14 protein-coding genes are annotated in these 15,404 nt (G+C 38.7%); 6 read left to right on the forward strand and 8 right to left on the reverse strand.

The window, feature by feature from the left end; genetic code table 11:
- The first annotated feature begins 49 nt into the window (after positions 1-49).
- A complete protein-coding gene (recQ, locus tag CBF33_RS03990; protein WP_126761821.1) occupies positions 50-1,867 on the forward strand; it encodes a DNA helicase RecQ in 1,818 nt (605 codons plus the stop codon).
- A gap of 94 nt (positions 1,868-1,961) precedes the next feature.
- Here the strand turns inward: recQ and glnA are convergent, their stop codons facing one another.
- Positions 1,962-3,302, reverse strand: a complete 1,341-nt coding sequence (gene glnA, locus CBF33_RS03995) for a type I glutamate--ammonia ligase (protein ID WP_126761824.1) — start codon at positions 3,300-3,302, stop codon at positions 1,962-1,964.
- 267 nt (positions 3,303-3,569) lie between these two features.
- Here glnA and CBF33_RS04000 point away from each other — a divergent pair, with 267 nt between their 5' ends.
- Together CBF33_RS04000 and CBF33_RS04005 are read left to right on the forward strand one after the other, a co-directional pair.
- A complete protein-coding gene (locus CBF33_RS04000) occupies positions 3,570-4,463 on the forward strand; it encodes a cation diffusion facilitator family transporter (protein WP_126761826.1) in 894 nt (297 codons plus the stop codon).
- Positions 4,464-4,468: 5 nt separating this feature from the next.
- Positions 4,469-5,599 (forward strand): NAD(P)/FAD-dependent oxidoreductase, encoded by a 1,131-nt coding sequence (locus CBF33_RS04005; RefSeq protein ID WP_126761829.1) that lies wholly within the window; start codon positions 4,469-4,471, stop codon positions 5,597-5,599.
- Here the strand turns inward: CBF33_RS04005 and CBF33_RS04010 are convergent, their stop codons facing one another.
- A complete protein-coding gene (locus tag CBF33_RS04010) occupies positions 5,600-7,024 on the reverse strand; it encodes a PDDEXK family nuclease (protein WP_126761831.1) in 1,425 nt (474 codons plus the stop codon).
- A gap of 78 nt (positions 7,025-7,102) precedes the next feature.
- Between CBF33_RS04010 and CBF33_RS04015 the strand changes: the two genes are divergently transcribed.
- The gene (locus CBF33_RS04015; protein WP_126761834.1) at positions 7,103-7,288 is read left to right on the forward strand and encodes a hypothetical protein; all 186 of its coding nucleotides are present in this window, start codon (positions 7,103-7,105) and stop codon (positions 7,286-7,288) included.
- A gap of 136 nt (positions 7,289-7,424) precedes the next feature.
- On the opposite strand, the gene CBF33_RS04020 is transcribed toward CBF33_RS04015, so the two are convergent.
- Both CBF33_RS04020 and CBF33_RS04025 read right to left on the reverse strand, forming a co-directional pair.
- A complete protein-coding gene (locus CBF33_RS04020; protein WP_126761836.1) occupies positions 7,425-7,874 on the reverse strand; it encodes a threonine/serine exporter family protein in 450 nt (149 codons plus the stop codon).
- A 10-nt stretch (positions 7,875-7,884) separates the two neighbouring features.
- Positions 7,885-8,643 carry a threonine/serine exporter family protein gene (locus tag CBF33_RS04025; RefSeq protein WP_126761839.1) on the reverse strand — a complete coding sequence of 253 codons (759 nt, stop codon included), beginning with the start codon at positions 8,641-8,643 and terminating at the stop codon, positions 7,885-7,887.
- A gap of 192 nt (positions 8,644-8,835) precedes the next feature.
- On the opposite strand from CBF33_RS04025, the gene CBF33_RS04030 reads away from it, so the two are divergent.
- Both CBF33_RS04030 and CBF33_RS04035 read left to right on the forward strand, forming a co-directional pair.
- Entirely contained in the window at positions 8,836-10,296 is a 1,461-nt protein-coding gene (locus tag CBF33_RS04030) for an ABC transporter substrate-binding protein/permease (RefSeq protein WP_126761841.1), read from the forward strand.
- The gene (locus tag CBF33_RS04035; RefSeq protein ID WP_126761843.1) at positions 10,289-11,014 is read left to right on the forward strand and encodes an amino acid ABC transporter ATP-binding protein; all 726 of its coding nucleotides are present in this window, start codon (positions 10,289-10,291) and stop codon (positions 11,012-11,014) included. The genes CBF33_RS04030 and CBF33_RS04035 overlap by 8 nt, the downstream gene beginning before the upstream one ends.
- Positions 11,015-11,101: 87 nt before the next feature.
- On the opposite strand, the gene buk is transcribed toward CBF33_RS04035, so the two are convergent.
- Genes buk through CBF33_RS04055 form a run of 4 tightly spaced genes read right to left on the reverse strand, consistent with a single transcriptional unit; the run spans position 11,102 to position 15,404 of the window.
- Complete coding sequence (gene buk / locus CBF33_RS04040) at positions 11,102-12,181, reverse strand: butyrate kinase (protein ID WP_126761845.1); 1,080 nt, start codon at positions 12,179-12,181, stop codon at positions 11,102-11,104.
- Positions 12,182-12,196: 15 nt separating this feature from the next.
- Positions 12,197-13,099 (reverse strand): phosphate acyltransferase, encoded by a 903-nt coding sequence (locus CBF33_RS04045; RefSeq protein ID WP_126761848.1) that lies wholly within the window; start codon positions 13,097-13,099, stop codon positions 12,197-12,199.
- Positions 13,100-13,118: 19 nt separating this feature from the next.
- Positions 13,119-14,402, reverse strand: a complete 1,284-nt coding sequence (locus tag CBF33_RS04050; RefSeq protein WP_126761850.1) for a dihydrolipoamide acetyltransferase family protein — start codon at positions 14,400-14,402, stop codon at positions 13,119-13,121.
- A gap of 24 nt (positions 14,403-14,426) precedes the next feature.
- On the reverse strand, positions 14,427-15,404 hold the full coding sequence (locus CBF33_RS04055; RefSeq protein WP_023605419.1) for an alpha-ketoacid dehydrogenase subunit beta: 978 nt from the start codon (positions 15,402-15,404) through the stop codon (positions 14,427-14,429).

A 15,404-nucleotide genomic window follows, 5' to 3' on the forward strand; every position in this document is an offset into this window, starting at 1 on the left:
AATCAAATATGCTATAATAAGGGAATGTTTAGAGAGGAGTCTTTAAGTTATGTCACCACATGATATTTTACGGCATTACTATGGATACGATACATTTAGGGAAGGACAATTAGCTATTATTGACGCTATTTTAGCGAAGCAAGATGTGATGAGCATTATGCCGACTGGTGCTGGAAAGTCAATTTGCTATCAGATTCCCGCACTCATCATGCCCAATCTGACATTAGTCATTTCGCCACTCATCTCATTGATGAAAGATCAAGTCATGGCTCTACAACAAAATGGATTACCTGCTGGTTATCTAAATAGCTCACAGACCTATCAAGAACAATATGCTGTCTTACGTGCCTGTCAGGAACGCCAAATAAAACTACTATATGTTGCCCCTGAACAACTTTTAACTGAACGTTTTTTAGCGTTTAGTTCAACCGTTCAAATTGACATGGTAAGTATTGACGAAGCGCATTGCGTTTCTCAATGGGGTCAAGACTTTCGCCCTCATTACCTTGATATTATGGAATTTGTGACCACACTGCCCAAGCGTCCAGTTATGAGTGCTTTCACAGCCACTGCTACGCCTTTGGTAAAAGAAGATATTATTAAAATTTTAGCGTTAGAAAATCCATTCCAAGTGACCACTGGCTTTGACCGACCTAATCTGTCTTTTGCTGTAAAAAAAGGCAAGCATAAAAAGGAGAGTTTACTCCAATTTATTGCTGAACATTCTCAACAGTCAGGTATCATCTACTGTCAAACGCGACAATTAGTAGAAGAAATAAAAGATTTACTGATTGAACATGACTATGAGGCTACTTATTATCATGCCGGTCTTTCACATGAAGAGCGCAATCGAAATCAAGAAGCATTTGTTAGAGATGTCGCCCAAATCATGGTAGCGACGAATGCTTTTGGCATGGGAATTGATAAAGCTGACGTACGCTTTGTCGTTCATTACAATATGCCTAAAAATATGGAAAACTATTATCAAGAAGCCGGTCGAGCTGGACGAGATGGCGAAGCTGCCGACTGTCTCCTACTTTACAGTGGGAAAGATGTCGTGACTAATCAATTTTTAATCCAAAAACAAGCGGAGAATAGTCTGTTACCAACAGAAGAAGCCGAATGGTTTAAAAATCTAGAACAAAAACGATTGAAGAAAATGTCTTATTATTGTTTCACGCAAAACTGTTTAAGGCAATATATGTTGCATTATTTTGGTGAAAAAGCGCCTTATTATTGTGGAAATTGCTCTAACTGTTTAAATCAATCGGAAAAAATCGATGTCAGTACTTCGATAAAAAAGGTTCTTTCTTGCGTCAAGCGTCTGCGCGAAAATTATGGGATTACCATGGTAGTAGATGTTTTGAGAGGAAGTACCAAGCAGCGACTTAAACAATTACGTTTAGATCATTTATCTACTTACGGTATTATGAGTGATACGTCTGAAAAACAACTTCGTCATTTAATTGATTTTATGTTGGCGGAAGGATATTTAGCCCAATCAAATGATGACTACCCTGTTCTGACACTTGGTGAGCGTGCTTCAGAAGGCCTGTTTGGAAAGGAGCCTATCCAAATGATTGCCTTTAAAGAAACAAAACCAGTTATCAAAAAAGAACATGCTTCAGAACAAGACGTACCAAATCCAGCACTTTACGCCCGATTACAAATGTTAAGAAGAGAATTAGCTGATGAACAAAGAGTTCCTGCGTATGTGATTTTTAATGATGTCACATTAAAAGAAATGTGTCAGTCTCTTCCTGAAACAGACGCAGACTTACTTAAAATAACGGGTATTGGTGAAGTAAAATTAGCCAAATATGGCTCTCAGTTTTTAGAAACAATTCAAACTTATTTAGATTCATAAAAAAAGAAGCAAAAAACATGAAACAGATACCATGTTTTTTCGCTTCTTTTTTGGTTATTAAAATACAGCTACTAGCTTGCTATTTTTATGACGATTAATAGCGTTCAATATACATATCACGTTCCCATTCCGAAACATGTTGACGATATGCCGACCATTCTTGTTGTTTAGCTTCGACAAAGTTTCCGTATATATGTTCACCCAGAGCTTCTTGGACGACACTATCTTTCCGAAGAGCTTTGACCGCATTATGAAGCGTAGACGGAAGGTCTGAAATTTGTGCTGCTTCGCGCTCTTCCTCAGTCATATCATAAATGTTTTGATTCACTTCAGCTGGTGGCGTCAATCCTCGACGGACTCCATCTAATCCTGACGCTAGCAATACTGCCATAGTTAAATAAGGATTGGCAGCAGGGTCGACCGAACGTAATTCTACACGTGTTGAAAGACCTCGTGACTCAGGTACACGGATTAACGGCGAACGGTTACGTCCACTCCATGCGACATAGACGGGTGCTTCAAAACCTGGCACTAAACGTTTATACGAATTGACAATCGGATTGCATACTGCTGTATAACCACGAGCATGTTCGATTAAACCTGCCATAAACTGATAAGCTGTTTCACTTAACTCACGCTCGCCCTTCTCGTCGTAAAAAGCATTTTCATCCCCTTTAAATAAGGACATATTGCAATGCATCCCTGATCCCGCAATCCCGTGTAGAGGTTTTGGCATGAATGTCGCATGTAAACCATGTTTACGTGCAATGGTTCGTACAACAAGCTTAAAAGTTTGAATATTGTCACACGCTTTGACTACTTCTTCATATTTAAAATCCACTTCATGTTGACCAGGTGCACATTCGTGATGAGAAGCTTCTACTTCAAACCCTAAATTTTCTAACTCTAATACAATATCACGACGACAGTTTTCCCCTAAATCAGTAGGAGATAAATCGAAATAACCACCGCTATCATTTAAATCAAGTGTAGGACGTCCAAATTCATCTAGTTTAAAAAGGAAAAACTCTGGTTCTGGCCCTAAATTAAATGACGTAAATCCTAAATCTTGCATATCTTTCACAACACGTTTTAAATTGCCACGAGGGTCACCGGTAAACGGTTCGCCAGTATGTGTGTAGATGTCACAAATCAAACGAGCGACTTTACCGCCTGTTGCTTCCCAAGGAAAAATCAACCAAGTGTCTAGGTCAGGATATAAATACATATCACTTTCTTCTATTCTAACAAACCCTTCAATAGAAGAACCGTCAAACATCATCTTATTATCTAGCACCTTATCCAATTGACTAATTGGAACCTCAACGTTCTTAATAGTTCCCAAAACATCTGTAAACATCAGTCTTAAAAAATGTACATTTTCTTCTTCGACTTGTTTTTTTATGGTAGCGATTTGCGTTTTTCTATCTTTCACACAGACTCCCTCTTTGCTTTTTATTTCATACTTTTAAAAAATAACACCTATACCATTTATAATATAAACGGTCACGACATCATAGTTGTATGATTATTAAAAGAATACCATTGTAAAAAAAGGTTGTCAATCATATGAAAACCCTTGCATTTATTTTTCATGTTCCTAAGTCTCTTTTTTGGTCTCCCTTAACACTAGTCACGTCTCTAGCTGTCTGTTATAATTTCATTCAGTACCTAATAAACAGTGTAGAAAGGAAGTTTTTTGGTGCAACAAAAACGATATGAACAACTCAAGCTCGCTGAAAGAGGCGCGCTTATTAGTATTGTCAGCTACATCTTACTAGCAGCTGCTAAAATAATCATGGCAAAACTCTACCATTCCGCTGCGCTTCAAGCAGACGGTTTTAATAACTTATCCGACGTCATCGCTTCGATGGCCGTTTTTATTGGCTTACGCTTAGCTCGTCAACCAGCGGATGATGATCATCGCTATGGCCATTGGAAAGTGGAAACAGTCGCTAGTTTAATTACTTCTTTTTTAATGTTTTTTATTGGGATAGAAGTTCTCGTTTCAGCGATTAAAAATTTATTTAATGACAAACTTCCTGCCCCAAATCCAATCGCAGCTTACACGGGCATCGCTTCGGCAATTATTATGTTTGGTGTGTATAGTTATAATCATCGCCTGGCAAAAAAAGTTAGCAGTCATGCACTTGATGCTGCCGCTAAAGATAATTTATCAGATGCTTTAACCAGTTTAGGAACAGCGATTGCGATTTTTGCCTCCTCCTTTCACTTGGTATGGTTAGACCGTGCGACGGCAGTGATTATTGGTATCATCATTTTAAAAACAGCTTGGGATATTTTTAGCGAAAGTGCGTTTTCTTTATCAGACGGTTTTTCCGAAACCAAGTTACAGCAATACGCTGCCAATGTTTTAATGATACCTGGCGTGAAATCGATTAAAGATATTCGAGGACGAACATACGGTGCGAATATTTTCATTGATATTGTCGTCTATATGGACCCTAATTTGACAGTGGCGGAAAGTCATGATATTACTGAAGCAATCGAAACGTTACTCTATGAAAAATTTAATGTGTTTGATACGGATGTTCATGTCGAACCATTTACGTCACACACACGAAAGGACGTATAAATCATATGAAGCAGGTTGCTATTATAGGGGGAGGGATTGTAGGAATGAGTTGTGCTCACTTCTTACAATCGTTATCGCCTGAACCAATAGAGATTACTATTTTTGATGATAGAAAAGGGCAAGCGACTAAAGCGTCAGCGGGTATTATTTCCCCTTGGCTATCCCAACGGCGTAATAAAGACTGGTATGCCTTGGCTAAAGAAGGCGCTAGGCTCTACCCAGAATGGCTAGCAGAAATGAACCTTAGCGACGACAAAACGATTTATCAACAAGTTGGTACGCTACTCTTTAAAAAAAATGAAGCATTGTTAGATAAACTCTATCATCTTGCGCTAGAAAGAAGAAAAGAAGCGCCAGAAATCGGCGATATAGCTCGGCTCACACCGGAAGAAATCAAAGAAAAAATACCTTTAATCGAAACGTCTCAATCGGCTCTTTTTATCTCAGGTGGCGCTAGACTGGACGGACAACGTTTAATGACGGCAATACGACGAGAACTAACGAAACAGACGGTAACATTTGAAGACACAGCTGTTTTAAACTTATCGTACAGTGATAAGAAACAGTGGACTGTTCACCTTGAAAACCGCAAGGAAACATTTGAACAAGTCGTATTGGCTACTGGCGCGTGGTTGCCCCATTTATTAACACCTTTAGGATATGAGGTCGACGTACGTCCTCAAAAAGGGCAATTGCTTGTTTTAGATACAGACTTTCCTTCTAAAGACTGGCCGGTTATCATGCCTCAGGGAGAAGGCGATATTATTCCATTGCGTCATGGTGAAATTCTTATTGGCGCTACTCATGAGAATGAAGGCGGATTTGATTTAACCGTCGATACCGAGACAACCCAACCACTTATTGATAATCTCATACGACTCGTTCCTCAACTTAAAGGAACACCGATTAAAACAGTTCGTATTGGCACACGTGCTTATACGTCTGACTTTCTTCCTTTCTTTGGATGCGTGCCTGGACAAGAAAATCTTTTTGTCGCAAGCGGCCTCGGTTCATCTGGTTTGACGACAGGTCCTGTTATTGGAAAAACATTAGCTCAAATGCTCTTAAATATTCCAACGAATATCGACCCGAGCCATTACTCACCTGTTCCTTATATCAAAAAAGAAGCTGATTAATCAGCTTCTTTTTTTGTTATTATTTAAAGCTTCCGATAGTCGTTCCAGCCAATTTTTCTTTATTTCTGGTTCTTTAGAGGTTTTTTCAGTCGGCAAGGTCCATAATAATTGATCGGTTTCAAATTGATGGCTCGGTCGAAAATGAACTTTCAGCTGCTTCTGATGGCTTATGACAGTATATTCATATGGCGCTAATTCACGCACCCAGCGTAAGTCTTTTTTAGCTAACTGTCGCTGCAAAGCTTCAATCGGCAAAGTGAGCTGATTAGCTTCAGGAATATAAAAAATCAACACTAATTCTTGCGTCGGTTTTGTTTCAAGAATATCATAAACTTCTAAATAGTATTGGATGTAATAGTTATAAACCGACAGTGCTTCGTCTAAAGTAAAGTCAGGTACAATTTGATGATACGCTACCGCTCGTTCTTGTTTTGCTTCTAAAAAAGGGAAAAAAGCATAGACATTTAATTGACCAAAATGACGCGCCTCTTGATAAAAACCACGCGCCGAATCAAAAATTCGTAAGGTGAAATGTTTAGCATCCTTTTTGGGACAGGGCTGCAAATATCTATTTTGATATTGTAACATCTGACGCTGATTTTTAAATTGCATAAATTCAGTGTACGGATCGCGTAGCAAACCTACTCCGTTATTATTCATAAATTGATCAAATCCAAGTTGGAAACGAAATAGCTGTTGGCTTTTGATGTTATAAGGATGTGACCAACTCAATGGATCTTTGTAGAGCGTGATTATTAACGTGCCATCGTCACAAGCCGTTACATTATGAACAGCTTGGACATCTAGAAAAGCTTGTTTTGGAATGTCTTGAAAGTATTCAGTGGTATACCACATTTTCCAACATGACGTATAGAGACGCTGGGGTGTTACAACGTCATAGCCAGGTAGTAAACTACAGTCCACGATTTTTTCTTGCTCGTCATTTCTCATCAGCCTTAATGATTGATGACTCAAATCAAAAGAGTCTCGTAATGATAAATCCGCAATATTGGACGACAAATATTCTTCATAGGGACGAATAAAAGCTTGAATCCCATTATTAGCTAACTGCTTTTGAAGATAATCTTCAATTAAAAAAGCATCTTTATAAAAGTCTACTTTCTTTAATAAAAATCGTTGGGTAAAACGATTGTCCACACATGTCAAGCTCGCTTCGACTTTTTCCGCATGGTAAAAATATGTCACCGGCAAAGCCTCTTGCCAGTTTGTTTGGTTTAACTCATCTTTAAATGTTTCTAAATCTACTTGTTCCATACGCTCCCCCTCGACTTTTTCGAGGCGGCCATTAGAATCTATGATTTTTCCTAAAACGAGCCATTGAGCGAGTTGTTCCGTCAATGCTGCTTTTTCAGAAGATAATCGATGTTGTAGTTGGATTAAAAAAAGGGGTTGCGTCGTTTTCATTTTGATAGCCTCCTACTTTCATTATACCTTATCAAAATGATATAGTATAATCAAACATAATTAGAAAGAAGGATAACGATGGGAATAAAATACACAAAGACTGATGAACTTGACAAATTACTTTCTCAATACATTGACGATGTCGGACTTGATGAAGATGAAATTAAACGTCGCACTGACATTGCTGAGAAAGAAGCCGAACGATTTATCACATTAGAGCAAGAACAGATAAGTAAAAAAGAAAAAAATGAAAAAACGAATTAAGTTGTATTAAACATACTTTTCTATGTTGATTTATAGATAGAGTCACCTTTGATTCACTTGAGAAACAAATTTAGTGAGCTCGAACATTCCTCCACACTCATAACTCAATTCGATGTAAAAAAGCAACCTTAAGAATTTACTTCTTATAGGTTGCTTTTATTCTTAGTATTATTTTTCTGATTAAATCAAAACCGATTAGACCTGCTGCTATGGCACCCGCCAAAGCGGAGACTTTAATCCCATAAAAGATAGCTTGATCATACTCTCCACGAATAAAGGCATACGTCATTTGATATGAGACTGCTCCAGGTACAAGTGCAACGATACCAGGAATGTTATAAAGCGTCGCAGGTGTTTTTAACTTAACGGCAAAACGATAACTCAAGGCTGCCAACATTAAGGCGCCGAAGAAACTACCCGTTACCGTACTAAAGCCTAATGTGACCGCTATCCAATAAACAGACCATCCCGCCATGCCACTTAACCCACTATAAAGTAGCTTGCTTTTAGGTACGAGCAAAATATAAGCAAAGCCTACTGTACTAATAAAACTTAAAAGAGCTTGTTTAAATAATTCTACTATCATCTTCTCACCTCTACATTTTTAAAAAGGAAAACGCAGCCGCAATGCCCGCCCCGATTAAAACAGCAATCATCAATGATTCCACAGCACGCGACATGCCTGATAAAATATCATCTTGCTGAATATCGCGAATCGCGTTAGTTATCGCAATTCCTGGCACGAGTGGCATAATACTACCAATAATCATATTATCTGCGGACAGACCAAAGCCCCATTTTTCAAATGTCAAAGCAAGTAAACCAATCATAAACGACGCTACGAATTCATCCAGATACTTCGTTTTCAAATACTTTTGACTGATTAAATAAACCGTGTAACTTATCGCCCCAACCAAAAAAGTTGGGACAAAATCCCACCAAGACCCTTGTCCAACAATCATCATTAAACACGCACTTAAAATCCCAGCACTTAACACTTTTAAAGACATCGGACGGTCATTTTTTTTGTAATCCAATATTTGTAACATTTTATTTAACTGTATAAGCGTTATTCTATCTTCTACAAAATAACGAGAATATTCATTTACTTTCGCTACTTTTTCTAAATTAGTGGTTCGTTTCGTAACATCCATCATCTGAACAGATTTTGTACTCTCAAGCCCCATAAGGACGATGCCAGATGTAACAAAACTAATCCCTCTTTCATGATGGTGCGCCCCTGCTAGACGGTTCATAGTATCTTCAACACGGGCCATTTCTGCACCATTTTCAATCATAATTTTCCCGGCTAACACACATGTTTCCAGTAACAACCCTTTTTCATGTAAATCCATCCGAACGCCCTCCTTCACTTTCCCTATTGTATGTTTTTTTATCAATAGTTTCAAACTTTCTCATAAAATAATTAGAATCGGCATGAATCTTTCCATTCAAATTGTATTTTTATTCATTTATAAAAATAAACTTGCATAATTATTCTCTTGTGTGTATAATACAATTTATCATCAAAGAAGGAGCGCTATTATATGAAAAATAAAACACTAAAAAAAGTCGTTGCCATTCTAGTAGGCATCTCATTTATGACACCATTTTTTACGCAAACTAAAGCGGCAGAAACCGACGCTGTTTTAGAAAATATTCAAAAAAAGGGTAAATTGACAATTGGCTTGTCCGCTGACTACCCTCCTTACGAGTTTCACGCGACTGTCGACGGAAAAGATAAAGTCGTCGGAGCCGATGTTTCAATGGGAGAAAAAATAGCCAAAGACTTAGGAGTAGAGCTCGTCGTGGAAGAACTAGGGTTTGACGCGTTACTTGGTTCAATGAAAACAGGTAAAGTCGACCTCATCATCTCTGGTATGTCCCCTACACCTGAAAGACAAAAAGAAGTAAATTTTACTGACCCCTATATTCGTATTCAACAAAAAGTCTTGATACGAAAAGCAGATGCAGAGAAATTTAAAAACGTAACCGATTTTAATGGCAAAAAAGTGGCAGCTCAGAAGCAAACAACACAAGAAGCATTAGCTCAAAATGAACTCGTTGGTTCAACGGTTGTTTCTCTGCAAAAAGTAACCGATGTCGTCTTAAACTTACAAAACAACAAAGTAGACGGCGCTGTTATTGAAGGACCCGTTGCTGAAGCGTACGCGCTTCAAAACCCACAGCTTATGGTATCTGATATTACCTTTGCAGACGGAGAATCAGATATGGCAATTGCTGTTTCCAAAGATGCTCCTGCCTTACTAGCTAAAGTCAATGAAACTGTCAAAGAAATCAACGACCAAAACTTAATGGAAACCTACAAACAAGAAGCAGCTCAGTATATGTTCCATGATGACAGTAGCTTCCTTGAAAAATATGGTATGAATTACGTAAAAGGTGCTGGCTATACCATTTTCTTAGCTTTTGTTGGAGTTCTTTTTGGAGCCTTACTTGGTACATTGTTGGCCTTAATGAAATTATCCGAAACAAAAGTTTTTCGCTGGATTGCTGCCATTTATATTGAATATGTTCGTGGTACGCCACTTTTAGTTCAAATCTTTCTAGTATACTTTGGTAGCGCCGCTTTAAATCTTGAGCTAAACGCTTTAACAGCCGGCTGTATTGCGTTATTCTTAAATAGTGGTGCTTATGTCGCTGAAATCATCCGTGCGGGTATTCAAGCAGTTGATAAAGGACAGTTAGAAGCTGCACGTTCATTAGGAATGACTCAGCAACAAAGCATGAAAAAGATCATTTTGCCACAAGCAATTAAAAATATTTTACCGGCACTTGGGAATGAATTTGTAACCGTCATTAAGGAATCTTCCGTCGTTTCAGTCATCGGTGTTTCAGAATTAATGTTCCAAGCCGGTGTCGTTCAAGGCGCAAGTTTTAAACCATTTTTACCGATTGTCTTAGTGTCAATCGTTTACTTTATTTTAACATTTACACTTTCTCGCGTAATAGGTGTAGCTGAAAGGAGAATGAGTACTAGTGATTAATATTAAAAATCTGCATAAGTATTTTGGGGATAATGAGGTGCTAAAAGGAATAGATGCCACGATAGAGTCTGGAGAAGTTGTCGTTATCATAGGGCCGTCTGGTAGCGGTAAAAGTACCTTTCTACGTTGTTTAAATCTGTTAGAAACCCCAACAAAAGGTCAAATTTTATTTAAAAATCAAGATTTAACGGATAAACAAACAGATATCAACCAAGTACGACAAAAAATCGGAATGGTTTTTCAAAACTTTAATCTATTCCCACATAAGACTGTCATGGAAAACATCACGTTAAGTCCGATAGAAGTCAAACAGGTTGAACCAGAAGTGGCTAAACAACAAGCCCTAGAATTATTGACGCTTGTTGGATTGGCTGATAAAGCAGACAGCTATCCCAATAGTCTTTCTGGTGGACAAAAACAACGGGTGGCAATTGCACGAGCTTTAGCTATGGAACCAGAAGTCATGCTATTTGATGAACCAACATCTGCCTTGGATCCAGAGATGGTTGGAGAAGTTCTAAACGTGATGAAAAGCTTAGCTAAATCAGGAATGACGATGGCGATTGTTACCCACGAAATGGGCTTCGCTAAAGAAGTAGCTGACCGAGTCATCTTTATGGATGAAGGTGTTATCCAAGAACAAGGAACCCCACAAGCTATTTTTGAAACACCGCAGAATAGCCGTACACAGAGCTTTCTAAGTAAAGTTTTATCTTAAAAAAAAGAGTGAGGAAACCAACCTGAATAGGTTTCCTCACTCTTTCTATTTCTTGACAATCAACGCGACAGCCAAATCACGTTGTTGTTATGCTTCAGGTAGAGAAAATGTGTGACCGACTTCATCTCCTGTTAAGATACGATTTGCTCCCATTGCTAAAGCGTACATTTCATTTTCACCTGGGGAAACAATGACATTGCCGATGAATGAAACACGTTCTTTAACCCAGTCAGTTAATCGCTCCGAGTAAGCCAATCCTCCAGTTATCACAATTCCATCTACTTTACCACTTAGAACCGTAGCCGCAGACCCTATTCCTTTCGCTACTTGGTAGGCCATTGCTTCCAGAATATAAGCTGCTTCTTCGTCTCCATTTTGGATACGTTCTTCTACTTCAATCCCGCTATTGGTATTTAAGTAAGAAATCATACCGCCTTTTTTACGTGTTAATACTGTAATATCTTCTTCAGACATTTCATAACACATTGGAATTAATTCTTTGAGTGATAAACCACCACTTCTCTCAACTGAGAAAGGTCCTTCATCATCTAAAATTAAATCCACCATACGTCCTTGATAATGTGCACTGATAGAAGAGCCACTTCCAAGATGTACAACAATCAAGTTTAAATCTTCATATGGTTTGTTCATTTGTTCAGCCGTTTGTAACGCCACAGAACGCATGTTTAACATGTGTCCAATACTACGACGTTTAACGCCTTTCAGTCCGGATACGCGGGATAAATCCCAAAATTGGTCGACAGTAATCGGGTCATAAATCATCGCAATGCAATCTGCTTTAGCTTGATTACGAATACCATTCGCCAGTACTGCTCCCAAATTAGACGCATGATCAATATCAGCGCGGTTTGTCAGCCACTCGATCATTTCATCATTTACAAAGTAAGCTCCTGCATCAACGGGAGGTAACATACCACCACGTCCGACCACTGCATCTAATTTTGTCACATCTATGTCATGTGCTTTTAAAAAGTCTAAAATAATAGCCAAACGGTAATCATACTGATCACTCACTCGGGCATATTTTTCTAAAGATTCAGTAGGATGAAATAGATTTTCATTAACTACTTCCTTATCATTTTCATAATAAGATACTTTTGTTGATGTTGATCCTGGGTTGATTACCACAATACGATATTGTTCCATGCTAATAATTCCTCTCTATAATGAAATTGCTAAAAGTAATGAGTTTAATTTTTCTTCCATTGAAGAGCCACGAGAGGTTAAGACAATCGGTGCCTCTGCGCCAATAATTAAACCAGCCATTTTACCGCCTGCTAAGGTTGTCAATGACTTTCCTAATACATTACCTGTGACAATATCAGGAACTAGTAAAACGTCCATATCGCCGGCAATTTCACTATCATAGCCTTTAGCCTCAGCAATTTCTTTGCTAATTGAAAGGTCAAGTGAAATCGGTCCTTCGATTTTGACATCTTCATAACCAGCTGTTCCTGCTAACTCCTTAAGTTCCACTGCATCTTGTGACGCTTGTAATTTCGGATTAACGTTCTCACTTGCGTCTAAAATCCCTACGTTTATTTGGTCATAACCAAGACCACGATAGACAGATAGGGCATTGTCAAGAATCGCTTGTTTCATCTTAACGTCAGGTGTTAATACCATTCCGCCATCAGAAACTAATAATAATTTATGATACGTTGGGACTTCGTTAATCGCCACGTGTGATAAAACACCTGGTTTACGAATACCCGTTTCTTTATTCACGACTGCTTTCAATAAATCACGCGTTTGAATACCACCTTTTAGCAAGACTTGCGCAGCACCTTCTTTAACTAAAGAAACTGCTTTAGCTGCAATGCTTTCTGGGGTCGTTTCATGGTAAATATCAAACAATGAAACATCTTCATTTAAGTCAGCTAACAACTGACTAATCGCGTCTTTATCCCCTACAAGTAAGGGACGGATATAGTCTTCATGATACAACGACAGTACCGCTTGTAACGTATGCTCATCAGCTGCGTTAGCAACGGCTACTGTACGCTGTTCATGACTATCCGCTTTCAATCGTGACTTTAAATCATCAAATGATTTGATTGCCACGTGTAAGCACTCCTTTTTATTAAGCTCTTAGTAACATCAATGCTGGGTCACGTAAAGCATTCTTAAAGACGTTAAATGCTTTCTGTGCTTCAACACCATCAACTAGACGGTGGTCAAAAGCAAATGATGTGCGTAAGATAGGTTTCACAACGATTTCACGGTCTTCGTTTGGTACGACTTCATCACCGATACGTGCGATTCCCATAATACATGACTCAGGGTAGTTAATGATTGGCGTTGACCAAATACCTTCTGTATCTGGAACACCACCAATGTTTGTGATGGTCACAGAACTACCTGTCATGTCGTCACGTGTTAACTTACCAGCTAATGCTTTTTCACCTAAGTCTGAAATTTCTTGGGCGATTTCAAAAATGCTCTTCTTATCTGCATTTTTAATAACTGGCACGTATAAACCATGATCAGTGTTTGTTGCAATTCCGATATTGATATTGCCACGGTGGACAATTTCTGATTTTTCCATGTCAACGTACGCATTCATTGAAGGATGTGCTTTCAACATTGCTACCATTGCTTTTACAACATATGGTAAGAATGTTAAGCCGATACCTTCTTCTTTCGCTACACCTTTATATTCGTTACGATGTGCGATAAGTTTTGTTGCGTCCACTTTGTCAAAAACAGTAACGTGTGGAATTTGTGTACGACTTTGAACCATACCGTTTGCGATTGCTTTACGCACAGGTGTCATTGGTTCGCGCCAGTCTTCACCTTGAGGTTGTGGAACTGGAGCTGGTTTTGGTGTTGAAGCAGCCGGTATTGAAGCTACTTCCGGTGTTGTAGAAGCTGCTGGTGCAACTTCTGCTGCTCCGCCACCACTTAAGAAGTTATCGATATCTGTACGCGTTAGACGATTACCGTCTGCTGGTGTTACTTCGTTGATATCCACACCTTTTTCACGTGCATATTTTCTAACTGAAGGAACTGCACGCACTAGGCCTTTTTTAGCTGCTGGTGCTGCTGCCGGTTCTTCTGCTACTTTTTCTTCTGTTGCTTTAGGTGCTGCTTCAGTTGAAGCACCGCCTTCTTCTGAAGGAGCTGAATCATCTTCTGTTAAAATTGTTAAGATGATTTCATCAACTTGTGCCATCCCTTCAGGAACTAAGATTTTTTCAACTGTTCCTGATACAGGTGTTGTAATTTCCATAGTTGACTTATCGTTTTGAATTTCTACTAAAGGATCATCTACTTTAACTTCTTGTCCTTCTTTTACTAACCAACTTAAAATTTCTGCTTCAACCAGACCTTCACCTACGTCTGGTAATTTAAATTTATATGCCATAATATCTCTTCCTTTCCAGTAATCTTATCCGTTGATAACGCGTTTAACTTCAGCTTCAATATCTTTCGCATTTGGTAACCAAACTGACTCAGCTGAACCGAATGGGAAGTGACTGTCTGGCGCTGCAACACGGCCGATAGGTGCTTCTAAATCGTACATCGCATTTTCAGCAATTTCTGCCATAATGTGGTTTGCCAATCCTGTTAAACGTTGTGCTTCTTGAACCACAACTGCATAGCCAGTTTTCTTAACAGATTCTAAAATAGTATCAATGTCAAATGGTGCTACTGTACGTAAGTCGATAACTTCAACTGAAATACCTTCTTTTTCTAACTCTTTTGCTGCTTTTGTTGATTCATGAACCATTGAACCATAAGTTACGATTGTAACGTCTGTTCCTTCGCGAACCACATTCGCTTTATCTAAAGGAATTTCATACATTTCCTCAGGAACCTCTTCTTTAATAGAACGGTATAATTTCAAGTGTTCTAAGAAGAAGACTGGGTCATTATTTTTCACTGATGAAATTAACAAGCCTTTTGCATCATATGGGCCGCTTGGAATAACAATACGTAATCCAGGTGTTTGAGCAAATAAACCTTCTAAGTTATCTGAGTGTAATTCTGGTGTTCCAACGCCACCACCAAATGTTGAACGAATTGTGATAGGTGCTGATGCTTTTCCGCCCATACGGTAACGGTGACGCGCCATTTGTCCTGCTAATCCGTCAATCGCTTCCATTGTAAAACCAGAGAATTGTAATTCTGGGATTGGACGGTAGCCACCGATTGCTAATCCTAAAGAAATTCCTAAAATACCTGATTCTGCTAATGGTGTATCAAAGATACGTTTGTCGCCATATTTTGCGTGTAAGCCGTCAGTGGCACGGAAAACCCCTCCGTTAATCCCAACGTCTTCACCGAATAAAAGTGTTTTTTCATCTGATTCCATAATTTGATCTAAAGCTTCATTTACCGCTTGAACCATATTTTTTTGTGCCAT

This window comes from Vagococcus lutrae (assembly GCF_003987555.1).
GTDB lineage: Bacteria > Bacillota > Bacilli > Lactobacillales > Vagococcaceae > Vagococcus_A > Vagococcus_A lutrae.

Excerpts from the sequence above, each read along its gene's own strand:
- CBF33_RS04020 (WP_126761836.1), bottom strand. The coding sequence starts at position 7,874 with ATGATAGTAGAATTATTTAAACAAGCTCTTTTAAGTTTTATTAGTACA.
- CBF33_RS04015 (WP_126761834.1), top strand. The coding sequence starts at position 7,103 with ATGGGAATAAAATACACAAAGACTGATGAACTTGACAAATTACTTTCT.
- recQ (WP_126761821.1), top strand. The coding sequence starts at position 50 with ATGTCACCACATGATATTTTACGGCATTACTATGGATACGATACATTT.
- buk (WP_126761845.1), bottom strand. The coding sequence starts at position 12,181 with ATGGAACAATATCGTATTGTGGTAATCAACCCAGGATCAACATCAACA.
- CBF33_RS04010 (WP_126761831.1), bottom strand. The coding sequence starts at position 7,024 with ATGAAAACGACGCAACCCCTTTTTTTAATCCAACTACAACATCGATTA.
- CBF33_RS04050 (WP_126761850.1), bottom strand. The coding sequence starts at position 14,402 with ATGGCATATAAATTTAAATTACCAGACGTAGGTGAAGGTCTGGTTGAA.
- CBF33_RS04025 (WP_126761839.1), bottom strand. The coding sequence starts at position 8,643 with ATGGATTTACATGAAAAAGGGTTGTTACTGGAAACATGTGTGTTAGCC.
- CBF33_RS04030 (WP_126761841.1), top strand. The coding sequence starts at position 8,836 with ATGAAAAATAAAACACTAAAAAAAGTCGTTGCCATTCTAGTAGGCATC.
- CBF33_RS04005 (WP_126761829.1), top strand. The coding sequence starts at position 4,469 with ATGAAGCAGGTTGCTATTATAGGGGGAGGGATTGTAGGAATGAGTTGT.
- CBF33_RS04055 (WP_023605419.1), bottom strand. The coding sequence starts at position 15,404 with ATGGCACAAAAAAATATGGTTCAAGCGGTAAATGAAGCTTTAGATCAA.